Origin of the sequence: Shinella sp. WSJ-2, assembly GCF_003432075.1 — a bacterium.
GTDB lineage: Bacteria > Pseudomonadota > Alphaproteobacteria > Rhizobiales > Rhizobiaceae > Shinella.
This window is the reverse complement of record NZ_QWBU01000006.1, coordinates 166,124-187,625: the sequence shown is the minus strand read 5'-3', so window position 1 is coordinate 187,625 and position 21,502 is coordinate 166,124. Positions and strand designations below refer to the sequence as shown.

20 protein-coding genes are annotated in these 21,502 nt (G+C 64.6%); 18 read left to right on the top strand and 2 right to left on the bottom strand.

The window, feature by feature from the left end:
• Window positions 1–48: 48 nt before the first annotated feature.
• Window positions 49–954 (bottom strand): SMP-30/gluconolactonase/LRE family protein, encoded by a 906-nt coding sequence (locus D0Y60_RS15715; RefSeq protein WP_117370906.1) that lies wholly within the window; start codon window positions 952–954, stop codon window positions 49–51.
• A 139-nt stretch (window positions 955–1,093) separates the two neighbouring features.
• Here D0Y60_RS15715 and D0Y60_RS15710 point away from each other — a divergent pair, with 139 nt between their 5' ends.
• The 12 genes from D0Y60_RS15710 to argE all read left to right on the top strand — a co-directional run bounded on the left by D0Y60_RS15710 (window position 1,094) and on the right by argE (window position 14,279).
• Entirely contained in the window at window positions 1,094–1,678 is a 585-nt protein-coding gene (locus tag D0Y60_RS15710; protein ID WP_117370905.1) for a protein-tyrosine-phosphatase, read from the top strand.
• Between the two features lie 128 nt (window positions 1,679–1,806).
• The gene (locus D0Y60_RS15705) at window positions 1,807–3,063 is read left to right on the top strand and encodes an NAD(P)/FAD-dependent oxidoreductase (RefSeq protein WP_117370904.1); all 1,257 of its coding nucleotides are present in this window, start codon (window positions 1,807–1,809) and stop codon (window positions 3,061–3,063) included.
• 151 nt (window positions 3,064–3,214) lie between these two features.
• Window positions 3,215–4,174, top strand: coding sequence for a LysR family transcriptional regulator (locus D0Y60_RS15700; RefSeq protein WP_117370903.1), 960 nt, complete (start codon window positions 3,215–3,217; stop codon window positions 4,172–4,174).
• On the top strand, window positions 4,171–5,652 hold the full coding sequence (locus tag D0Y60_RS15695; RefSeq protein WP_117370902.1) for an aldehyde dehydrogenase: 1,482 nt from the start codon (window positions 4,171–4,173) through the stop codon (window positions 5,650–5,652). Before D0Y60_RS15700 ends, D0Y60_RS15695 begins: the two co-directional genes overlap by 4 nt.
• Window positions 5,653–5,952: 300 nt before the next feature.
• Window positions 5,953–8,034 (top strand): FAD-dependent oxidoreductase, encoded by a 2,082-nt coding sequence (locus D0Y60_RS15690; protein ID WP_117370901.1) that lies wholly within the window; start codon window positions 5,953–5,955, stop codon window positions 8,032–8,034.
• 10 nt (window positions 8,035–8,044) lie between these two features.
• Window positions 8,045–9,118, top strand: coding sequence for an ABC transporter ATP-binding protein (locus tag D0Y60_RS15685; protein ID WP_117370900.1), 1,074 nt, complete (start codon window positions 8,045–8,047; stop codon window positions 9,116–9,118).
• Complete coding sequence (locus D0Y60_RS15680; protein WP_117370899.1) at window positions 9,115–10,044, top strand: ABC transporter permease; 930 nt, start codon at window positions 9,115–9,117, stop codon at window positions 10,042–10,044. The genes D0Y60_RS15685 and D0Y60_RS15680 overlap by 4 nt, the downstream gene beginning before the upstream one ends.
• On the top strand, window positions 10,041–10,850 hold the full coding sequence (locus tag D0Y60_RS15675) for an ABC transporter permease (RefSeq protein ID WP_117370898.1): 810 nt from the start codon (window positions 10,041–10,043) through the stop codon (window positions 10,848–10,850). The genes D0Y60_RS15680 and D0Y60_RS15675 overlap by 4 nt, the downstream gene beginning before the upstream one ends.
• Before the next feature lie 35 nt (window positions 10,851–10,885).
• Window positions 10,886–11,902 carry an extracellular solute-binding protein gene (locus D0Y60_RS15670; RefSeq protein ID WP_117370897.1) on the top strand — a complete coding sequence of 339 codons (1,017 nt, stop codon included), beginning with the start codon at window positions 10,886–10,888 and terminating at the stop codon, window positions 11,900–11,902.
• 59 nt (window positions 11,903–11,961) lie between these two features.
• Window positions 11,962–12,384: a RidA family protein gene (locus D0Y60_RS15665; protein ID WP_050743390.1), complete on the top strand. Its 423-nt coding sequence runs from the start codon at window positions 11,962–11,964 to the stop codon at window positions 12,382–12,384.
• A 10-nt stretch (window positions 12,385–12,394) separates the two neighbouring features.
• The gene (locus D0Y60_RS15660; RefSeq protein ID WP_117370896.1) at window positions 12,395–13,072 is read left to right on the top strand and encodes a DUF1028 domain-containing protein; all 678 of its coding nucleotides are present in this window, start codon (window positions 12,395–12,397) and stop codon (window positions 13,070–13,072) included.
• A 49-nt stretch (window positions 13,073–13,121) separates the two neighbouring features.
• Entirely contained in the window at window positions 13,122–14,279 is a 1,158-nt protein-coding gene (gene argE / locus D0Y60_RS15655; protein ID WP_117370895.1) for an acetylornithine deacetylase, read from the top strand.
• An 11-nt stretch (window positions 14,280–14,290) separates the two neighbouring features.
• Here argE and D0Y60_RS15650 read toward each other — a convergent pair whose 3' ends face one another.
• The gene (locus D0Y60_RS15650; protein WP_117370894.1) at window positions 14,291–14,695 is read right to left on the bottom strand and encodes a MerR family DNA-binding protein; all 405 of its coding nucleotides are present in this window, start codon (window positions 14,693–14,695) and stop codon (window positions 14,291–14,293) included.
• A 51-nt stretch (window positions 14,696–14,746) separates the two neighbouring features.
• On the opposite strand from D0Y60_RS15650, the gene D0Y60_RS15645 reads away from it, so the two are divergent.
• The 6 genes from D0Y60_RS15645 (at window position 14,747) to nadE (ending at window position 21,482) form a co-directional block, all read left to right on the top strand.
• Window positions 14,747–15,526, top strand: coding sequence for a glutaredoxin (locus D0Y60_RS15645; RefSeq protein WP_117370893.1), 780 nt, complete (start codon window positions 14,747–14,749; stop codon window positions 15,524–15,526).
• Window positions 15,527–15,700: 174 nt separating this feature from the next.
• The gene (locus D0Y60_RS15640; protein WP_245409197.1) at window positions 15,701–16,768 is read left to right on the top strand and encodes a hypothetical protein; all 1,068 of its coding nucleotides are present in this window, start codon (window positions 15,701–15,703) and stop codon (window positions 16,766–16,768) included.
• A 6-nt stretch (window positions 16,769–16,774) separates the two neighbouring features.
• Entirely contained in the window at window positions 16,775–18,706 is a 1,932-nt protein-coding gene (gene asnB, locus D0Y60_RS15635) for an asparagine synthase (glutamine-hydrolyzing) (protein ID WP_117370891.1), read from the top strand.
• A 17-nt stretch (window positions 18,707–18,723) separates the two neighbouring features.
• Window positions 18,724–18,978, top strand: a complete 255-nt coding sequence (locus D0Y60_RS15630) for an acyl carrier protein (protein ID WP_117370890.1) — start codon at window positions 18,724–18,726, stop codon at window positions 18,976–18,978.
• A gap of 6 nt (window positions 18,979–18,984) precedes the next feature.
• Window positions 18,985–20,505 carry a class I adenylate-forming enzyme family protein gene (locus D0Y60_RS15625; RefSeq protein WP_117370889.1) on the top strand — a complete coding sequence of 507 codons (1,521 nt, stop codon included), beginning with the start codon at window positions 18,985–18,987 and terminating at the stop codon, window positions 20,503–20,505.
• Complete coding sequence (gene nadE, locus D0Y60_RS15620; RefSeq protein ID WP_117370983.1) at window positions 20,505–21,482, top strand: NAD(+) synthase; 978 nt, start codon at window positions 20,505–20,507, stop codon at window positions 21,480–21,482. The genes D0Y60_RS15625 and nadE overlap by 1 nt, the downstream gene beginning before the upstream one ends.
• Window positions 21,483–21,502: the final 20 nt, after the last annotated feature.

Sequence of the window (21,502 nt, the reverse complement as noted above, 5' to 3'; positions counted from 1 at the left end):
GAAAGGCCAGTGCCTCGTTATATTTTTGTAATGTTTGCGCTTTGCTTGTCAGCGCACGGGCCGCGCCGCGCCTCGAATGGCCAAGGAGACGGCATAGAGCGACGTCGTCGCGGTGATGAACAGGCGATGGCCCTGCCGGCCGCCGAAGCAGATGTTGGACACGGTTTCCGGCACCAGGATGCGGCCCAGAACCCTCCCGTCCGGCGCTATGCAATGCACGCCGTCGCCCGCCGAAGACCAGAGATTGCCCGCCGCATCGACGCGCATGCCATCCGCGCAACCGGGCGAGATCGTGTGAAAAACCTTGCCACCCGTCAGCGCCCAGTCAGCCCCCACATCGAAGACGCGGATATGGCGCGGATCGTCCTCGAACATCCGGCCGGTATCGGCGATGTAGAGCCGCTTTTCATCCGGGCTGAAGGCAAGGCCGTTCGGGCAGTTGAAATCGGTGAGCATGGCGCGGATCTCGCCGGAGAGCGCATCGACGCGATAGACGTTGCACGGCAATTCCTGCTCGGCCCGCGTGCCCTCATAATCGGAGGCGATGCCGTAATGCGGATCGGTGAACCAGATCGCGCCGTCGGAGGCAACGACGACATCGTTCGGCGAATTCAGCCGCTTGCCTTCGAAACGGTCGGCAATGACGGTGATCGTGCCGTCATGCTCCGTTCGGGTGACGCGGCGCGTGCCGTGCTCGCAGGTCACCAGCCGCCCCTCCCGGTCGCGGGTGTTGCCGTTCGAGAAATTCGACGGCTCGCGGAACGGGGTGATGCCGGTCGCGGCACTCCAGCGCAACATGCGGTTGTTGGGAATATCGGAGAACAGCAGGCATTCGTGATCGCCGAACCAGACCGGCCCCTCGACCCAATCGAAACCGCCGGCCAGTTTCTTCAGCGGCGCATTGCCCAGCACGAAGGTGGAGAATTCGGGCTCTTCAGCGGCAAAAAACGACATTCCGTTGCTCTCCTCTTGAACGAACCGCGCCGCAGGATAACGATCAAGACGCGCAGGGCAAGACGGCCAAGAAACGCCTTCGTTTCCTCACAGGCCGCCTGTATCCTGCGCAAATCAATTGCTGTGAAGGATTTTGGAAATGGACGTCGTATTTTCTCCGGAGCTCACCATCTGCGGCATCGAGGAGCTGCCCGGCCAGAGCGCCCGGAACGTAACCCATGTGCTCTCGCTGCTCGATCCGGAATTGCCCGAACTCGAGGCCTTCCAGAGCTACGGCAAGCACCTGCGCACGACTCTGCGTTTCCACGACATCATCGACGACCTACCGGAACGGGTGCGGCCGCGGCCCGATCACATCGCGTCGATCCTGGCCTTCGGGCAGGATTTCCTGAACCGGCAGGATCGGGACGCGGCGAGCCATCTGCTCGTCCACTGCCATATGGGCATCTCCCGCTCGACGGCTGCCATGTTGACCCTGATGGCGCAGGGCAATCCGGACGAGGAGGCTGAAAACCTCTTCAACCGCCTCGCCACCATCCGACCGCAGGCCTGGCCGAACTCGCAGATGATCGGCTTTGCAGACGAACAGCTGGGCCGCAAGGGCGACCTCACCGCCGCCCTTCGCCGCCACTACGGACGGCAGATCCGCAAGCAGCCGCAATATGTGGAGTGGATGACGAAGCTCGGCCGTAAGGCGGAGCTCGATATGGCGATCCTGGATTAGAACCGGCTTAGCGGCCACCTAATCAGCGCTGAACCAAACTCTTATGTCGGGCAAAACAGGCTTCCTCTACACCTTTCGCATGTCGCGGCCGCACGGGCCGCCGCACCGGAAAGCAAGGGGAAGCCGGCATGTCAGTGGAAAAAGTGGACACGCTCGTCATCGGCGCCGGCCAGGCCGGCGTCGCCATGAGCGAACATCTCGGCAAGCGCGGCGTGCCCCATCTCGTGCTCGAAAAGAACCGCATCGCCGAAAGCTGGCGCACCGCCCGCTGGGACAGCCTCGTCGCCAACGGCCCCGCCTGGCACGACCGGTTCCCCGGCATGACCTTTCCCGGCCTCGAAGACGATGCCTTCGCCCCGAAGGAGCAGGTCGCAGACTATTTCGTGGCCTATGCCGAGATGATAAAGGCGCCGATCCGCACCGGCATCGAAGTCAAGAGCGTCTCCCGCGCGGGTGGCGGCTTTCGCATAGAGACCTCCGAGGGCATCATCGAGGCGAAGAACGTCGTCTCCGCCACCGGCGCCTTCCAGCGGCCGATCATGCCGGCGCTGGTGCCGGCGGAAGAAGGCATTACGCAGATCCATTCCAACACCTATCGCAATCCCGGCCAGATGCCGGAGGGTGCGGTTCTGGTGGTCGGCGCCGGTTCCTCCGGCACGCAGATCGCCGACGAATTGTTGCGCGCGGGACGTCGCGTCTATCTCTCCATCGGTCCGCATGACCGGCCGCCGCGCCGCTATCGTGGCAAGGATTTCTGCTGGTGGCTCGGCGTGCTCGGCATCTGGGACCTCAAGGTGCCCGCGCCGAACACCGAACACGTCACCATCGCCGTCAGCGGCGCCTATGGCGGCAACACCGTCGATTTCCGCCGCCTCGGCAATCGCGGCATGACCCTGCTCGGCCGGGCGGAAAGCTTCAAGGACGGCGTGCTGCAGATCGCACCCGATCTTGCCGACAACATCGCCCGCGGCGATGCCAACCAGCTGTCGCTGCTCGACCGCGCCGATGCCTATGCCGCCGAAAACAATCTCGACCTGCCGGAAGAACCGGAAGCCCGTCACAGAGAGCCGGACCCGGTCTGCGTGACCGATCCGATCCTCGCACTGAACCTCAAGGAAGCCGGCATCACCTCCATCATCTGGGCGACGGGTTATGCGGTCGACTACAGCTGGCTGAAGCTCGACGCGCTCGATGAAAAGGGCCGGCCGGTGCATGAGCGCGGCGTGTCGAAAGTGCCGGGCCTGTTCTTCGTCGGCCTGCCCTGGCTGTCGCGCCGCGCCTCCTCCTTCATCTGGGGCTGCTGGCACGATGCAGATTATCTGGCCGGCTATATAGCCGAACACCGCAGCGACGAGAAAACCGGGGCGGAAGCCGCGGCCTCCTGAGGCTGTTGAACGCGGCCGCTGGAGAGACGAGCATGCGATGATGCGAGACCATACCCCCGGCCTCCGCCGCTTCATCCACAGCCCGGAGAGCCACGCTCTTCCCGCGCAGAAAAATCTGTTCCTTAATTGGGGCCTCAACAGGGGAACAGACATGGCGTTGCGCTTCACGCTCCGGCAACTGGAATATCTCGTCGCGGTCGGGGAATATGGCTCCGTCACCGAGGCGGCCGAGCGGGTGAACGTTTCCGCCCCCTCCGTCTCGGCGGCGATCTCGCAGCTCGAGAAGGAATTCGGCATCACGCTGTTCGTGCGCCGCCATGCCCATGGTCTGTCGCTGACGCAGGCCGGCCACACCTTCGTGGAGCAGGCGCGCCAGATCCTCGGCGAGGCTGCCAAGCTCAATGCGCTCTCCAACGAACTGACCGGACAAATCCGCGGGCCGCTGCATGTCGCCTGCCTCGTCACCTTCGCGCAGGCCGTCATCCCGGCGCTGCGGCGCGCCTTTTCCGACGAATATCCTGATGTCGATTTCTTCCAGTACGAGCGCGATCAGGCACGCATCCTGGAAGGGCTGCGCATGGCGCGCTTCGATATCGCGCTGTCCTATGATCTCGACATTCCCGCCGACATCGCCTTCCACGAGCTGGCCGTGCTGCCGCCCTATGCGGTGCTGCACGAGGATCATCCGCTCGCCGACCGCAGCGCCGTAACAATCGAGGATCTGGCACCCCATCCGATGATCCTGCTCGATCTGCCGCACAGCTCGGCCTATTTCCTCTCGCTGTTCCGCGAGGCGGGACTGACGCCGCAGATCGTCGAGCGCACCCGCGACATGTCGGTGATGCGCGCCATGGTCGCCAATCGTTTCGGCTATTCGATCGCCAATATCCGCCCCGTCTCCACCTATGCATTGGACGGCGGCAAGCTCTCCTTCGTGCCGCTCACCGGTAACCTGCGCCCCATGCGCATGGGCATCCTCTCCATGGGGGGCGCGAGCCCGGCTCTGACGGTGCGCCGCTTCATCGATTTCTGCGGCGAGAAGATCGGTGACATGGTCATGGACCTGCCGGTCTCCGCTGCTCGCCCCAAGGACCAGAAAGGCAGCTCATGACCACGACGATCGACTGGCGCACCCGCGCGCAAAGCCTGAAATTCCGCAACGGCGTCTATATCGACGGCAAGTTCCGCGATGCGGTGAAGGGCGGCCGGTTCGAGACCATCAATCCGGCCAATGCGCAGGTCCTGACGGCTGTTGCCCGCGGCACCGCCGAGGATATCGACGCCGCAGTCGCCTCCGCACGGCGCGCCTTCAATGACGGCCGCTGGTCTGGCAAATCGCCGGCCGAGCGCAAGGAGGTTCTGCTGCGGCTTGCCGCCCTCATCCGCGACAACATCCCGGAACTGGCCCTGCTCGAAACGCTCGATGTCGGCAAGCCGATCGGCGACAGCTCGACCATCGACGCGCCCGGCTCGGCGCATTTCTTCCAGTGGCATGCCGAGGCGATCGACAAGCTCTATGATGAGATCGCCCCGACCGGCCGCGGCGATCTCGCCCTCATCCGCCGCGTTCCGCTCGGCGTCATCGGCGCCGTCGTGCCGTGGAATTTCCCACTCGACATGGCGACATGGAAGCTTGCGCCGGCGCTGGCCACCGGCAATTCCGTGGTGCTGAAGCCGGCCGAGCAATCGCCGCTCTCCGCCCTGATGCTGGCCGAGCTCGCCTCCGAGGCCGGCCTGCCGGACAGCGTGCTGAATGTCGTGCCGGGCTTCGGCGAGGATGCCGGCCGGGCGCTCGGCCTGCATCCGGATGTCGACGCGCTGGTCTTCACCGGCTCGACCAAGGTCGGCAAGCTGTTCATGACCTATGCCGGCCAGAGCAACATGAAACAGGTGTGGCTGGAGACCGGCGGCAAATCGCCGAACCTCGTTTTCGCCGATGCCGATCTCGACAAGGCCGCCGAGATGGCCGCCTTCGGCATCTTGTTCAATTCCGGCGAGGTCTGCTCGGCCAATTCGCGCCTTTTGGTGCATCGCTCCGTGCAGGAGGAATTCACCCAGAAGGTCATCGCCGCCACCGCCGCCTGGCCGCTCGGCGATCCGCTCGATCTTGCCACCCGCATGGGGCCGCTGGTGGAGAAGGCCCATGCCGACCGCGTGGCTGATTATATCGACATCGGCCGCAAGGAAGCCCGCCTCGCCCATGGCGGCGAGCGCGAGACCCGCGACGGCTCGGATTGCTACATCCAGCCGACCATCTTCAACGATGTCGCCCCTGATGCCCGTATCGCGCGGGAAGAGATTTTCGGCCCCGTGCTCGCCATCACGCCCTTCGACCACGACGAGGAGGCGCTGCGCATGGCAAACGACAGCGAATACGGTCTCGCCGCCTCCGTCTGGACGAAGGACCTGTCGCGCGCGCTCTCCGTTTCCGACCGCCTCAATGCCGGCACGGTCTCGGTCAACACGGTGGATGCCCTCTCGGCCATGACGCCGTTCGGCGGCGTGAAACAGTCCGGTTTTGGCCGCGACCTCTCGATCCACAGCTTCGACAAGTACTGCGCGCTCAAAACCGTGTGGGTGAAATACTAGGCAGGCGCCTGTCCGGGCGGCAGCGCGCCGCCCGGTTTTCGCGCATCGGAGATGGAATGGTGCGATCCCGCATGTCTGCAGCATCGAGGCTCGAGCCTATCCCCTTCACAACCTGGTGAAAATAAAAGAGAATTTTTCGGTCGCCACCATGCGGTCGCGCCTTCGCGCGGAGATTGAAATCAGGAATCCGCCACACGGCAGACCCTGATTAGCCTGAACCTAATCCATGTTTCCGGAACGCGTCATTTACCGCAAGCCCGTTGCCCAATCCAATAGAGCCAGGAAACCCCGAGGACTGCCATGCGCGACGCCAAATACGATATCCTGTTCGAACCTCTCGCGATTGGCCCGCACATCGCGAAAAACCGGTTCTATCAGGTTCCGCATTGCAATGGCGGCGGCTACCGCGACCCGTCCGCGGCCGCGGCCATGCGCGGCATCAAGTCGGAAGGCGGCTGGGGCGTCATCTTCACCGAACAGACCGAGATGCACCACACCTCGGAAATCACGCCGTTCATCGAGCTGCGCCTGTGGGAAGACAAGGACATTCCCGGCCTTCGCCGCATGTCCGACGCCATGAAGGTGCACGGCGCGCTCGCCGGCATCCAGCTTGCCTATTCCGGCATCAACGGCCCGAATTTCTACACGAAGGAAGTACCGCTCGCGCCCTCCGCCCTGCCGATCCGCACCTTCACCAACGATCCGGTCCAGGCCCGCGCGCTGGACAAGGGCGAAATCAAGGACCTGCGCCGCTGGTTCGTCAACGCCGCCAAGCGCTCCAAGATCGCCGGCTTCGACCTGATCTGTCTCTACGGCGCGCACGGCTTCGGCATCTTCCAGCACTTCCTGTCGCGGGCTACCAACCAGCGCACCGACGAATATGGCGGGAGTCTCGAAAACCGCTCGCGCTTCGCTCGTGAAGTGGTGGCCGATATCCGTGACGCCGTCGGCGATACGACCGCCATCACCATGCGCGTCAGCCTCGACGAGACCATTGGCGAACTCGGCTTCTCCAATGCCGAAGTGCGCGAATTCGTCGAGATGAATGCCGACCTGCCGGACCTCTGGGACCTGGCTCATGGCGCCTGGGAAGACTGTTCCGGCCCCTCGCGCTTCAAGGAGGAGGGCGCGCAGGAATTGTTGGTCCGGGGCATCCGCGAGCTCTCGTCGAAGCCTGTCGTCGGCGTTGGCCGCTTCACCTCGCCGGACGTGATGGCGCGCATGATCCGCCAGGGCGTGCTCGATTTCATCGGCTGCGCCCGCCCGTCGATCGCCGATCCCTTCCTGCCAAAGAAGATCGAGGAAGGCCGCATCGAAGACATCCGCGAATGCATCGGCTGCAACATGTGCATCACCGGCGACATGACCATGTCGATCAGCCGCTGCACGCAGAACCCGACCTTCATGGAGGAATGGCGCAAGGGCTGGCACCCGGAGCGCATGAACGAGAAGGGCGACAGCCAGACCGTGCTCGTCGTCGGCGCCGGCCCGGCGGGTCTTGAAGCCACCCGCGCGCTTTCGATGCGCGGCTATGACGTGACGCTGGCGGAAGCCACCACCACGCTCGGCGGCCGTGTCGCCCGCGAACGGCTGCTGCCCGGTCTCTCCGCCTGGGGCCGCGTGGTCGATTACCGCCAGTACCAGATTTCCCAGCGCACCAATGTCGAGACCTATTTCGACAGCCGCCTGACGGCCGACGACGTGCTCGGCTTCGGCTTCGAGCATGTCGCCATCGCCACCGGCTCGCACTGGCGCCGCGACGGGGTCGCCCGCCAGCATGTCGTGCCGATGCCGATCGACGCCGGCATGACCGTCTGGACGCCCGACGACATCATGGGCAAGGTTCATCCCGAAAATCTCGCCGGCAAGACCGTCGTGGTCTATGACGACGACCACTATTACATGGGCGGCGTCATGGCCGAGGTGATGGCCAAGGCCGGCGCCAAGGTCATCCTCGTCACACCATCGGCCTATGTCTCCGACTGGACGCGCAACACGCTGGAACAGGGCGCAATCCATGTCCGCCTCGACGATCTCGGCGTCGACATCCGCCTCAACCGCGGCGTGACCGCCATTCGCGCCGGCGAGGTCGAGACCAACTGCACCTATACCGGGCGCAAGACCGCCATCGGCTGCGACGCCGTCGTCATGGTCGCCTCGCGCCTTTCGGAGGACGCGCTCTACAACGACCTGATCGCCCGTCAGGCCGACTGGGCCGACGCCGGGATCAAGTCGGTGAAGATCATCGGCGATGCCGCGGCCCCCGCGCCCATCGCCTGGGCGACCTATGCCGGCCACCGTTATGCCCGGGAGCTGGATACGCCGGATATCGGCGATGCCCTGCCCTTCCGCCGCGAAGTCACCCAGCTCGAGCCGGCGTAAGGATCACGGCATGACCCACGCCAAGGCCATCGAAGTCCAGTCCGTCTCCAAGCACTTCGGGGCCTATCAGGCACTGAAATCAGTCAGCTTCCATATCGCCAGCAACGAGTTCTTCACGATGCTCGGCCCGTCCGGCTGCGGCAAGACCACGCTCCTGCGCATGCTGGCCGGCTTCGAAAACCCGGATACGGGTTCGATCCTGCTGAATGGCCAGGAGGTCGTCTCGATCCCGCCGCACAAGCGGCGCGTCAACACGGTGTTCCAGAGCTACGCCCTCTTCCCGCATATGACGCTGGAACAGAACGTTGCCTACGGCCTAGAAAATCTCGGCTGGGAGAAGGGCCGCATCAAGAACCGTGTCGGCGAGATGCTGGAGCGCGTCCACATGTCGGCGATGGCGACGCGCAAGCCTACCAAGCTCTCCGGCGGCCAGCGCCAGCGCATCGCCCTTGCCCGCGCGCTCGCCCCCGAGCCGGAGGTGCTGCTGCTGGACGAGCCGCTGTCGGCGCTCGACCTGAAGCTGCGACAGGCGATGCGTGACGAGCTGCGCACGCTGCAGCGCGATACCGGCATCACCTTCGTCTTCGTCACGCATGACCAGGAAGAGGCGCTCGACATGTCCGACCGCATCGCCGTGCTCGGCGGCGGCGAGGTGCAGCAGATCGGCACCCCGACGGAAATCTACGAGGAACCGGTCAACCGCTTCGTCGCCGATTTCGTCGGCGAGACGAACTTTCTGGATATCGAGGTGCTGGAAACGCTTGGCGGTCAGGCAACCGTCCGCACGCCCTTCGGCCTCGACATCACCGTGCCGGCGGCCGGCATCACAGCGAAGGGCCGCGCGACGCTCTCCGTGCGGCCGGAGAAGATCAATCTCGGCAACCAGGCGCAAGGCATCACCTTCGAAGGCCGCGTCACCAACAAGAACTATATGGGCGGCTACACCCATTATACGCTCGACGTCGCGGGCACGGAGCTGCGCGCCTCGCGCCGCAACGCTTCGCGCGAAGGCGATACGATCCCGCTCGGCGCGACGGTTCCGGTCGGCTTCGTCGCGGGCTCCGCACGGGTGCTGGCGGTATGACGGATAGCGCCCTCAACGCCCCCGCCAGACTGGAGCGCGCGCCGCGCGCCCGGTTATGGCACGACCTTTCTTTCTGGGGCCTGCTGCCGTCGCGGCTTCTGATGGGCTTTGCGCTGATCCTGCCGATCTTCATCATCGCCGCGGTCTCGGTGGCGACGCGCGGCGCCTATGGCGGCTTCACCTGGGATTTCAACCTCGCCGGCTACAGCCAGATCCTGTTCAACGAGGGCTGGACCGGGGAGCTGGAATTCACCCCGCAATATCTGCTGATCATCGGCCGCACCTTCCTTCTGGCCGGCGCCACCACGCTGATCTGTCTCCTCTTCGCCGTGCCGGTCGCCTATTTCATTTCGCGCCAGCCCGCGAACCGCAAGGCAATCCTCGTCTATCTCGTCACCCTGCCCTTCTGGGTCTCGATGATTCTCCGCGTCTATGCCTGGATGATCATCCTCGGCAAGGACGGCACCCTGCCCAGCCTGCTGGAACAGTTCGGTTTTCCCGCCGGCATGAGCTTCATGTTCAACGACGGCGCGACGCTGACAGCCATGGTCTATACCGCCATGCCGCTGATGGTTCTGCCGGTCTTCGCCTCCATCGAAAAGCTCGACGGCACGCTGATCGAGGCCTCGCACGATCTTTACGGCGACCGCTGGGTCACGCTGCGCCGGGTCATCTTGCCCTTGACCGCCCCCGGCCTCGTCGCCGGCGCCATCCTCGTCTTCGTGCCGGCGCTCGGCGCCGTGCTGGAACCGACGCTGATGGGCGGCGGCAAGCAGATGATGATGGGCTCGCTGATCCAGCTGCAATTTGGCGGCGGCCGCAACTGGCCCTTCGGCGCGGCCATCGCCATGACCTTGATGGCCCTCGTCATGCTCTTCCTGATCGACACGGCGCTGCGCGCCGCCCGCCGGGAGGCCCGGCCATGAGCATCCGCCACGACGTCAAGCGCTATCCGGGACTTCGCCCGCTCACGATCTTCTTCTTCCTCTATCTCTATGTGCCGCTCGCCGTCATCGTCGTCTATTCCTTCAACGCCAACCGCGTCGCCGGCGTGTGGACCGGCTTTTCTTTGAAATGGTACGGCTCGGCGCTCAACAATGCCGCGCTGATGAGTGCGCTCGAAACCTCGCTGACGATCGCCGCCGTGGCGACCCTCGTCTCCACGCTCATCGCGCTCTCGGCGGCGCTTGCCATCGTCAGAGGCAAGAACGTCCGCTTCCGCAAGCTCTCCGAGACGGTGGTCAACCTGCCGCTGCTTTTGCCGGAGATCGTGCTGGCCGTCGCGACCCTCATCCTGTTCTCGCTGCTCGATATCCAGAACGGTTTTATCAGGCTCATCGTCGCCCATTCCGCCTTCTGCACGCCCTTCGCCTTCCTGCCGATCCGCGCCCGCCTGCAGGGCATGTCGCTCGATCTTGAAGAGGCAAGCGCCGATCTCTATGCCGACCGCTGGACGACCTTCCGCCGCGTGACGCTGCCGCTGATCTTCCCCGGCGTCTTCTCCGGCGCGATGCTCGCCTTCCTCATTTCGATGGACGACTTCATCACCTCGAATCTCTTGGCGACAGGCGGCTCGACGACGCTGCCCGTCTATATCTTCTCGCTGATCCGCGCCGGCACCTCGCCGGAACTGAACGCCATCGCGACGCTGCTGATCCTTGCCTCGCTCGTCCTTGCCACCGCAGCCCTTCTCGTTGCGGCACGCGGCACACGCGACAACCCTGACCAATAACCGGGCCGAACCATAATCAAAGAGAGGAACATAAGATGAAGACATACTTTGCAGCCACAGCCCTCGCCCTCTGCTTCGCCACCAGCGCGCAGGCAGCCGGCGAACTCAACATCTACGCCTGGGCCGAATCCATCTCGCCCGCCCTCATCGAAAAGTTCTCCAAGGAGAACGACGTGAAGGTAAATGTCGACAGCTTCACCTCCAACGAGGACCTGCTGACCAAGCTGCAGGCCGGCTCCTCCGGCTACGATATCGCCACCCCCTCGCAGCACTTCCTGCGCGTCATGATCGACCAGGGCATCATCGAGAATTTCGGGGCCAGCAAGCTGAAGGCCTATGAGAACATCGAGGAGAAGTGGCGCAATCAGTGGTGGGACGAGACGCAGGACTATTCCATTCCGCTCGCCTACGGCACCGCCGGCTTCGTGGTGAACACCGACCAGTACAAGGGCCCGACCGACAGCTTCAAATACTTCTTCGAGCCCGAGGGCGAGTTGAAGGGCAAGATCGCGCTTCTCTCCTATCCCGACGAGGTGATCGGCGCCGCCCAGCTCTATCTCGGCGTGCCCTTCTGCTCGGAAGACCAGGCGGAGATGAAGAAGGTGCTCGACCTGCTGATGGCCCAGAAGCCTGATGTCGCCGTCTATTCCTCCGACAATATCGCAAGCCGCCTCGCCTCCGGCGAAGTCTCAGCCCATTTCTGGTGGGACGGCGATTCGCTGCGCGCCCGCAAGACCGGCTCGCCGGTCAAGCTCGCCATGACCAAGGAAGGCCTCGTCGGCTGGATGGACAGCTACGTCATCCCGAAGGGTGCACCGAACCACGACAATGCGGTGAAGTTCATCGAGTTCATGTCGACCACGGAAAACGCCACGGAGCAGATGAACTTCTACTCGCACTCCTCGCCGATGAAGGTCATCGAGGACAAGGTGGAGAATACCAAGGAGAAGGCGCCGGAACTCTATCCCGACGTGCCGATCACCTTCTCGCGCACCTGCTCGGCCGCCGCGCAGGATCTCGTGACCCGCGTCTGGACGCAGCTTCTCCAGTAATTCCGCTTTTGCGCCGCGGGTGGCCGCGGCGCCACCCATCGCCATCCAAGGAGACCGACATGCCCGTGCACACCCGTATTCGCCCCTTCAACACGAAGGAAACCTATCCCGAGCAAAAGCTGAACAACGACCTCTGCCAGGCGGTGGTGGCGCGGGGTGCGACGGTGTTCGTGCGCGGGCAGATCGCGCAGGACCTCGACACGCGCGAAAGCCTGCATATCGGCGATGCCGGCGCGCAGGCCCGCAAGGCCATGGAAAACATCAAGATGCTGCTGGAAGAGGCCGGCTCCGACCTCAGCCACATCTGCCGCGTCGTCGTCTATCTCATCGACATCCGCTACCGCGAAGCCGTCTATACGGAAATGGGCAAATATCTACAGGGCGTCTTCCCGGTCTCGACCGGCCTCGTCGTCTCCGCGCTCGCCCGCCCGGAATGGCTGGTGGAGATCGAAGCGACCGCCGTCATTCCCGACGAAGCGTAAGGAGGGCGGCATGACCTTCTCCATTTCCGGCCGCTGCGAGAGGACCGGCATGTTCGGCATCGCCGTGTCCTCGTCCTCGCCGAGTGTCGCGGCGCGTTGCGCCCATGTGCGTGCCGGCATCGGCGCGGTCTCGACCCAGAATGTTACCGATCCACGTCTCGGCCCGAAGGGGCTGGACCTGATGGCTACAGGGCTTTCCGCCGAGGCCGCGCTGGCACGCCTCGTCGCCGAGGCCCCCAACATCGAATACCGCCAGCTGGCGCTCGTCGATGCGGCAGGCGGCACGGCAAGCTATTCCGGCGCGAAAACGCTGGGAACCCATGCAACGGCACGTGGTAACAATGTTGTTGCGGCCGGTAACATGCTGACGACGACGGATATCCCGCAGAAGATGGTGGACGCCTTCGAGGCGGCCAAGGACCAGCATCTCGGCGACCGGCTGATATCAGCCATGCGCGCGGCGATTGCGGCGGGCGGGGAGGAAGGTCCTGTCCATTCCATGGGCCTCGTCATGGTCGACAAGGTCTCGTGGAACGTTGCGGACCTGCGCGTCGACTGGACCGAGGGCGACCCGATCGAGGAATGCGCCGCACTCTGGGAGCGCTGGCGCGGCGAGATGGACGCCTATGTCACCCGCGCCCTCAACCCCTCGGGCGCCCCGAGCTACGGCGTGCCGGGCGATCTCTGACGATGGAGGGGCAGTCATGCCCCCCTGCCACTTTACGACGGATGGGCGCATGATCCCCTCGACCCCGGAAATCCTCGCCCGCCTCGTTGCCGAGCCGACGATCTCGCGAACCTCCAATCTCGCGCTGCTCGACTATGCGGAAAAACTGCTGCGTACCGCCGGCGCGCGCATCGAACGTTTCGCCAATCCCGATGGTAACAGGGCCAACCTCTTCGCGACCATCGGCCCGGAGGGGCCTGACGGCGTCGTGCTCTCAGGCCATACGGATGTCGTGCCCGTCGAGGGGCAGGCCTGGACGCGCGATCCCTTCACGCTGACCGAGCGGGACGGCCGGTTCTATGGTCGCGGCACGGCGGATATGAAGGGCTTCGTCGCATCGGCGCTGCGCGCCATGCTGCTCGCTGCCGAACGCCCGCTGAAGCGTCCGCTGCATCTTGCGCTCTCCTATGATGAGGAGATCGGCTGCATCGGTGTGCGCGGCATGATCGAGGCACTCGCGGCGCGGTCCGAACGGCCGGCGCTCTGCATCGTTGGCGAGCCGACGGGCATGAAGATCGCCACGGGCCACAAGGGCAAGCTCGCCCTGCGTGCCTGCTGCCACGGTCAGGAGGGCCACTCGGCGCTCGCCCCCAACGCGCTGAACGCGCTCCATCTCGGCGCCGCCTTCATCCAGGCGCTGCAGGCGCGGCAGGAGGCGCTGGCCGACCATGGCGCACGCGACGACGATTACGACATCCCCTATTCCACCATCCATACCGGCATGATGCAGGGCGGCACCGCGCTCAACATCGTGCCCAACCGCTGCGAGATCGATTTCGAGATCCGCAACATCGCCGAGGACGACCCGAACGCCATCCTCGCCGGCATCGCGGCGGATGCCGAGACCATCGCCAAACCTTACCGCAACCGCTTTCCCATGGCCTGTATCGAGATCGAGCCCGTCTCGGGCTATCCAGGCCTCAACACCGGCGCGGATGCGCCGGTCGTGACCCTCCTCAAGAGGATCCTCGGCGACGACGAGACGCTGAAGGTCGCTTTCGGCACCGAAGGCGGGCTTTTCGATCAGGACTTGGGCATGTCCACCGCCATCTGCGGCCCCGGCTTCATGGACCAGGGGCACAAGCCGGACGAATTCGTCAGCGCGGAGCAGCTTTCGCGCTGCGACGCAATGCTCGCCCGCCTCATCGATGAACTATCTGCCGCCTGAATGCCTGCGGATCAGGCGCCGAAGGACTTGAGGATCGGGCATGGCCCAGTCTTGCCGATGGCGCACTCGTAAACCAGCTTCTGCAACGAAGCGCGGGCGTGTTGCAGCGCCTCCATCCGCGCATCGAGCTCGGCAAGGCGCTTTGACGCCATCTCGCGTGCCGCCGCGCGATCCTCGCCGGAATCGAGCGCCAGCAGCTGGCGGATCTCCTCCAGCGTGAAACCGGCCGCCTGCGCCTGGCGGATGAAGCGCAGGCGGCTGACGTCGCTTTCGCCGTAGTGGCGGAAACCGTCGATGCGCTTGGGCGTCGAAAGCAGGCCCCGGCGCTGGTAGAAACGCACCGTCTCGACGCCGACATCCGCCGCCGCCGCCAATTTTCCGATCGTGAGCTCTTTTGGCTGTTGACTCCGTACCATGGTACGGAACCTATAGTCCTGCCAACGATTTCACAAGACAGGAGACGTGAGATGTTGGACAAAACCCAGGATACCAAGAAGGCCGTTCTCTACCGGATGGTGATGGAGAGCCACACCTGCCCCTATGGCCTCAAGGCGAAGGACCTGCTCAAGCGCTCGGGCTACGACGTGGAAGACCGTCACCTGACGACCCGTGAAGCGACCGACGCCTTCAAGGCCGAGCATGGCGTCGCCACCACGCCACAGGTCTTCATCGGCAGCGTCAGGGTCGGCGGCTATGATGATCTGCGCCGCTATCTCGGCAAACCCGTCGCCGACCCCAAAGCCACCACCTATCGGCCGGTCGTCGTGCTCTTCACGCTGACGGCGCTGACCGCCATGGCGGCAAGCTATGCCGTCAGCGGTTCGCCCTTCACGCTGCGTGCCGCCGAATGGTTAATCGCCTTCTCGATGGTGGTGCTGGCGCTGCTCAAGCTGCAGAACGTGGAAAGCTTCGCCACCATGTTCCTCAACTACGACCTGCTCGCCAAGCGTTGGGTGCCTTACAGCTATATCTACCCCTATGCGGAAGGCCTTGCCGGCGTGCTGATGGTGGCGGGTGCGCTGACCTGGCTGTCAGTCCCGATCGCCCTCTTTATCGGCACGATCGGCGCGGCCTCCGTGTTTAAGGCCGTCTATATCGACAAGCGTGAACTGAAATGCGCCTGCGTCGGCGGCGCAAGCAACGTTCCGCTTGGCTTCATCTCGCTGACGGAAAACCTGATGATGATTGCAATGGCAGCGTGGATGGCAGCGGTTTCGCTTGGCTATATCGGCGGACACGCCATGTAAAACGAACCGGCGCCGCCTCAAAGCGGCGCCGTTTCTCCCGTCTTGACCCTTTCTTCACGCTCCTCACGTAAGGAAAGCGGACGGCAAGTCTTTGCCGCGAACCGGAATGGCACAGGATCTGAGTGGGTCGCGATGTCGAGCGTACGTTCGTTTGAGGCAGGAGATGTCGATGCGGTGGCAAGCCTTTTCCAACGGCTGCTGCGCAAGACCGACGCGCCGGCAAGCGACGCGCTGAAAACCTATCTGCAAACGCTCTTCCTCGGCGAGGCCAGCCGCGACACCGGTCTGGTCTCGCGCGTGCACGTCCGCGCCGACGGCACCGTCTCGGGCTTCCTCGGCGTGCTGCCCGTCGAAATGGAATTCGAAGGGCGCCGCCTGCTGGCCGCCAATTGCGGCACGTTTGCCAGCGACGATCGCGACAGCGATCCCTTTGCCGGTGCCCGCCTGCTGCGCGACACCCTCTCCGGGCCTCAAGACCTTTCCTTCAGCGAGACCTCCAACGACGTCTCCACCGACATGTGGCGGTCGATGCGGGCGGGTGTGCTGGCCCCCTACAGCTTGGAATGGCTGCGCGTCCTCAAGCCCGCCGCTTTCGTGCTGGAAGCGGCCGCTGCAAAAATTTCGGCAGTGCGCCTGCTGTGGCCTTTCGCGAAACTCGGCGATGCCATTTTCTGCCGGCAAGACGACAATCAGTCGTGGTCGCACTACACGCCGCGCGCCGGTAAGGCCGATGCTTTCGAGGCGACCGCGGCCGACAATGCCGAATTCGCAGCACTCTGCCGCGATCTGGTCAAACCGTTCCCGTTGCGCCCGGTCTGGGATCAGGCCACGCTGGAAGGCATGCTGGGTCATGCCGAACGCAAAGCACTGCATGGCGAGCGCATCCAGCACATTGTCCGCACCCGGACCGGCAAGCCGGTCGGCCTCTACCTCTACTACGGCAATCCCGGCGGCATCGGGCGTGCCGTGCAGGTCATGGCGGCGCCGGGGCAGGAGTCCATCGTCGTCGATTGCCTTATCCGCAATGCCTACGAGCGCGGCCTCGTCGCGATCCGCGGCCGCACGCAGCCGCAACTGCTGCAGGCGATGATCGGCAAGAAATGCGCCTTCCTGCACGCCTCCTCGACCGTCGTGCATGCCCGTGATCCCGTGATACTCGCGGCCCTGACACACGGCCAGCCCTTCCTCAACGGCTTGGCCGGCGAGGGCTGGACGCGCCTCATCGGCGATCGTTTCGAGTAGCCCGGCATGTGCGGGATAGCGGGCTATCACGGAGGACATTTTTCGGCTGAACAGGGCGCGGATTACCTTTCCCGCATGGTCGCGGCGCTTCGGCACCGGGGACCGGACGGCGAGGGCATGCTTGTGCGCGGCGATACCGGCCTTGCCCATACCCGTCTTTCCATCGTCGGCCTTGCCGATGGCGCCCAGCCGATGGTCTCGGACGACTCGGACATCGCCGTTTCTTTCAACGGCGAGATTTTCAACTACTTCGAGCTGCGCGAAGACCTCAAGACACGTGGTCAGCGCTTCCGGACGAGCTCCGACACGGAAGTGCTCTTGAAAGCATATGAGGCCGAGGGCATCGACTGCCTCGAACATTTTAACGGCGATTTTGCCTTTGCACTGCACGACGCGCGCAGCCGCATATTGCTCCTGGCGCGTGACCGCATGGGTGTGCGGCCGCTCTTCTACACCGAGCATCAGGGCGCGCTGTTCTTCGCCTCGGAGATCAAGGCGCTGCTTGCGCTTCCCGCCATGGTGGCGGAGACCGATCCGGTCGCGCTCGACCAGATTTTCACGCTCTGGTGCCCCATTCCACCGCGCACGGCCTATCGCGGCATCCATGAACTGCCGCCCGGCCACCTGATGCTGGTGAAAAATGGCACTCACACCATCCGCCCCTGGTGGCAACTGTCTTATCCCGACCGCGCCGACGCGCCACCCACCCGCCCGATAAGCGAGCAGGCGGAGGAGCTGCGGGCGTTGCTCTCCGATGCCACGCGCATCCGGCTGCGCGCCGATGTGCCCGTCGGCGCCTATCTCTCCGGCGGCCTCGATTCTTCGCTGATCACAGCACTTGCCGCGCGCACCGTCACCCACGGCCTGCGCACCTTCTCGCTCACCTTCCGCAGCGAGGAGCATGATGAAAGCAGCTGGCAGCGCCGGATGGCGGCGACGCTGGATACCGAAGCCGACAGCGTGGAATGCACCACGGCGGCCATCGCCGACAGCCTTCCGGCGGTGATGCGCCATATCGAATGCCCGATCCTGCGTACCGCGCCCGTGCCCCTTTACCGGCTTGCCGCCCGCGTGCGCGAGCGCGGCATGAAGGTGGTGCTGACAGGCGAAGGGGCAGACGAGATCTTCGCCGGCTACGATCTCTTCCGCGAGGCGCGCGTGCGCCGCTTCTGCGGCCGCCAGCCGGAGTCAGCCCGGCGCCCGCGTCTCTTCCAACGCCTCTATCCCTATCTGCCGGGCCTGCAGCAGCAATCGCCGGATTATCTCGCCCGCTTCTTCGCCTTCGGTGCGGAAGCGCATGACGATCCGCTTTATTCTCATCGCCCCCGCTTCCGTTCGACGGCGGCCGCCAAACTGTTCTTCTCGGCCGATCTAAAGAACACACTTGGCGACTACGATGCCGCCGCCGACCTCGCGGACCAATTGCCGGCGGATTTCAGCCGCTGGCATGCGCTGCACCAGGCGCAATATCTCGAAACGGCCTTTCTGCTGCCCGGTTATATCCTGTCCAGCCAAGGCGACCGGGTGATGATGGCCAATGCCGTGGAGGGGCGTTTCCCCTTCCTCGATCCCCGCGTCGTCGCCTTCGCCGCCAATCTACCGCCGGAGGCCAAGCTGCGGGGCCTGCGCGAAAAGCACATTCTCAAGGAGGCCGCCCGCGGTCTCGTGCCAGACGCCATCATCGACCGTCCGAAGCAACCCTATCGCGCGCCGGATAGCGAAAGTTTCGCCGCACCCGGCACGCCGGCCTATCTCGATGATATCCTTTCGCCGGTGCGGCTTGCCGAAGGCGGCCTCTTCAATGGTCCTGCGGTCGCCAAGCTGAAGGACAAGGTCCTCAAGGGGCAGGCAAGCGGCTTCCGCGACAACGCCGCCTTCATCGGTATTCTTTCGACGCAGCTTCTCGGCGCGGCCGCGCCGTCGACACACCAAGCCTAGGGGGGGCAATCCCGGACATGTCCGACGCAACCAGAACCGCCATCCGCGCCTTCATCGTGGAAAACTTCCTGTTCGGCGACGACAGCCATCCGCTCGCGCCTGATCTATCGCTTATCGACAACGACCTGATCGATTCCACCGGCATTCTCGAACTGGTCGGCTTCCTGGAGGAGCGCTTCGCCATCTCCATCGCGGACGCCGATATCGTGCCCGCCAATCTCGATACGATCGACCGCATCGCCGGCTTCATCGCCCGCAAACAAGCCGCCTGAGACGCGATGCGGATCGAGCACACCCTCGAGGCCAGTGCTGCGCGGGACGGCGCGAAGACGGCGATCGTCTCCGGCGAGGTGCGTCTTAGCTACGGTCGCCTGCTCGATCTTTCCCGGCGTCTCGCGGCGACGCTTCATGCCCAAGGCGTCCGACGCGGAGACCGCGTGCTCGTCCTGCTCGACAATAGCTGGCGCACCGCCGTCGCCGTTTTTGCGACCTGGATTGCGGGGGCCGCGATCTGCCCCGTCAATCCCGCGACGAAAGCCGAACGGCTCGCCGCCATCGCCGGTAATTGCGAGCCCGCGCTCGTCATCGTCGAAGGCCGTCTGGAAAGGCTTGTCGAAGAGAGCCCCGCGCTTGGCGCCCTGCCGCGCCTCGTCACCGGCGAGGGCATGAGCTTCGATGCCGCACTGGAGGCCGCTCCCTTCGTTCTGACCGATCGTTTTGCCGATACCGACCTTGCCGCGCTGATCTACACGTCCGGCTCGACCGGCGAGCCGAAGGGCGTGATGCACGGCCACAATACGCTCGACGCCGCTGCGCGGTCGATCACCCACTACCTAGAAAACACGGCCGCCGACATCATCCTCGTCGTCCTGCCGATGTCCTTCGGCTATGGGCTCAACCAGCTGGTGACCGCGATGCTGTCAGGCGCTACGTTGGTCATCGAAAAATCCTTCGCCTTCCCACAGGCCATCTTCGAGACGATCCGCAACGAGCACGTCACCGGCTTCCCGATCGTGCCGGCCATGGCGGCGATGATGATGCAGGCGCGCGACCTCGATGCGTCGCTCTTTGCGAGTCTGCGCTACGTCACCAGCGCCGCCGCCGCCCTGCCGCTCGCCCATCTCGACTGGCTGCGCGCCTTCCTGCCGCATACCAAACTCTTCTGCATGTACGGCCAGACCGAATGTACCCGCGCCACCTGGCTTCCGCCCGACAAGATTGACACGAAGCGCGGTTCGGTCGGCATTGCCATACCCGGCACGCGTGCCGTGGTGGTGGACGAGGCGGGCGAGGCAGCTGCGCCCGGCGGGATTGGAGAACTTGTCATCGAGGGGCCGCATGTCATGCGCGGCTACTGGCGCAATGCCGTGGCGACGGACCGCGCCTTGCGTCCCGCGCCCGGTACCGGAACGCTTCGCCTCCACACCGGCGATCTCTTCACCGCCGATGCCGATGGTTATCTCACCTTCGTTTCCCGCATGGACGATATCATCAAGTCGCGCGGCGAGAAGGTCGCGCCGCAGGCGGTGGAGGAAGTGCTGTGCCGCATGCCGGGCATTGCCGAAGCGCTCGTCGTCGGCGTGCCGCATGAGATGCTCGGCGAGGCCGTCAAAGCCGTCGTCGTCGCTTCGGATACATCGCTGACCGAGCGCGAGGTGCTGCGCTTCTGCGCCCGCCATCTCGAAGACCACATGGTGCCGAAGTCGCTCGAATTCCGCGACGCTCTGCCCAAAACCGACAGCGGCAAGGCCAGCCGCCGCCTCGTCGCCCTGCCCGCCAACCCGACAGGATCCAAATGATGCCCCCTATTCCTGCCTTCGCCCCCCTCGTACTCGATCCCACCGCCGAGGTGGAGCGCATCTCGCAATGGCTGCGCGAGAAGCTGAGGCTTGATCTGCGCAAGCGTGGGCTGGTGCTTGGGCTATCGGGCGGCATCGATTCCAGCCTGTGCGCCGCGCTCGCCGCCAGGGCACTCGGCGCGAAGAACGTCTTCGCCCTCTACATGCCGGAAAACGATTCCGATCCGGAGAGCCTGCGGCTCGGCCGCGCCGTCGCGGACACCTTCGGCATCGACAGCACGCTCGAAGATATCGGCCCCGCACTCGCCGCCATGGGCTGCTATGCACGCCGGGATGCCGCCATCCGCGAAGCCGTGCCCGAATATGGGGACGGGTGGGCCTCGAAGATCGTCTTCGACAGCACGATGACGACGGGCGGCTACAACATTTCCTCGCTCGTCGTGCGCACGCCCGAGGGCGAGATGCGCAAGGTGCGCCTGCCGGCCAGCGCCTATCTCGGCATCGTGGCGGCGACGAACATGAAGCAGCGCAGCCGCAAGCAGCTCGAATATTACCATGCCGACCGGCTGAATTTCGCCGTGCTCGGCACGCCGAACCGGCTGGAATACGATCAGGGCTTCTTCGTGAAGAACGGCGACGGCGCGGCCGATCTCAAGCCGATCGCCCATCTCTACAAGTCGCAGGTCTATCAGCTCGCCGCCTATCTCGGCGTGCCCGCCGAAATCCTCGCGCGACCGCCGACGACGGACACCTATTCCCTGCCGCAGACGCAGGAGGAATTCTACTTCGCCCTGCCCTACGACAAGATGGATATCTGCCTCTACGGGCTGAACCATGGATTGCCGACCGAAGCGATCGCCGAAGCGACGGGCCTCAGCTCAAGCCAGGTCGAACTGGTCTGGACCGATATCGCCGCAAAGCGCAAGGTCGCCCGCTACCTGCATAGCGCGCCGCTCGTCATGGACAGCGGAAGCTGACGACCAGCCCACCCCTTCGG

Excerpts from the sequence above, each read along its gene's own strand:
- D0Y60_RS15680 (WP_117370899.1), top strand. The coding sequence starts at position 9,115 with ATGACGGATAGCGCCCTCAACGCCCCCGCCAGACTGGAGCGCGCGCCG.
- D0Y60_RS15670 (WP_117370897.1), top strand. The coding sequence starts at position 10,886 with ATGAAGACATACTTTGCAGCCACAGCCCTCGCCCTCTGCTTCGCCACC.
- D0Y60_RS15705 (WP_117370904.1), top strand. The coding sequence starts at position 1,807 with ATGTCAGTGGAAAAAGTGGACACGCTCGTCATCGGCGCCGGCCAGGCC.
- D0Y60_RS15700 (WP_117370903.1), top strand. The coding sequence starts at position 3,215 with ATGGCGTTGCGCTTCACGCTCCGGCAACTGGAATATCTCGTCGCGGTC.
- D0Y60_RS15625 (WP_117370889.1), top strand. The coding sequence starts at position 18,985 with ATGCGGATCGAGCACACCCTCGAGGCCAGTGCTGCGCGGGACGGCGCG.
- D0Y60_RS15630 (WP_117370890.1), top strand. The coding sequence starts at position 18,724 with ATGTCCGACGCAACCAGAACCGCCATCCGCGCCTTCATCGTGGAAAAC.
- D0Y60_RS15685 (WP_117370900.1), top strand. The coding sequence starts at position 8,045 with ATGACCCACGCCAAGGCCATCGAAGTCCAGTCCGTCTCCAAGCACTTC.
- D0Y60_RS15660 (WP_117370896.1), top strand. The coding sequence starts at position 12,395 with ATGACCTTCTCCATTTCCGGCCGCTGCGAGAGGACCGGCATGTTCGGC.
- D0Y60_RS15650 (WP_117370894.1), bottom strand. The coding sequence starts at position 14,695 with ATGGTACGGAGTCAACAGCCAAAAGAGCTCACGATCGGAAAATTGGCG.
- D0Y60_RS15710 (WP_117370905.1), top strand. The coding sequence starts at position 1,094 with ATGGACGTCGTATTTTCTCCGGAGCTCACCATCTGCGGCATCGAGGAG.
- asnB (WP_117370891.1), top strand. The coding sequence starts at position 16,775 with ATGTGCGGGATAGCGGGCTATCACGGAGGACATTTTTCGGCTGAACAG.
- D0Y60_RS15665 (WP_050743390.1), top strand. The coding sequence starts at position 11,962 with ATGCCCGTGCACACCCGTATTCGCCCCTTCAACACGAAGGAAACCTAT.
- D0Y60_RS15690 (WP_117370901.1), top strand. The coding sequence starts at position 5,953 with ATGCGCGACGCCAAATACGATATCCTGTTCGAACCTCTCGCGATTGGC.
- D0Y60_RS15675 (WP_117370898.1), top strand. The coding sequence starts at position 10,041 with ATGAGCATCCGCCACGACGTCAAGCGCTATCCGGGACTTCGCCCGCTC.
- D0Y60_RS15695 (WP_117370902.1), top strand. The coding sequence starts at position 4,171 with ATGACCACGACGATCGACTGGCGCACCCGCGCGCAAAGCCTGAAATTC.
- D0Y60_RS15715 (WP_117370906.1), bottom strand. The coding sequence starts at position 954 with ATGTCGTTTTTTGCCGCTGAAGAGCCCGAATTCTCCACCTTCGTGCTG.
- argE (WP_117370895.1), top strand. The coding sequence starts at position 13,122 with ATGATCCCCTCGACCCCGGAAATCCTCGCCCGCCTCGTTGCCGAGCCG.
- D0Y60_RS15645 (WP_117370893.1), top strand. The coding sequence starts at position 14,747 with ATGTTGGACAAAACCCAGGATACCAAGAAGGCCGTTCTCTACCGGATG.
- nadE (WP_117370983.1), top strand. The coding sequence starts at position 20,505 with ATGCCCCCTATTCCTGCCTTCGCCCCCCTCGTACTCGATCCCACCGCC.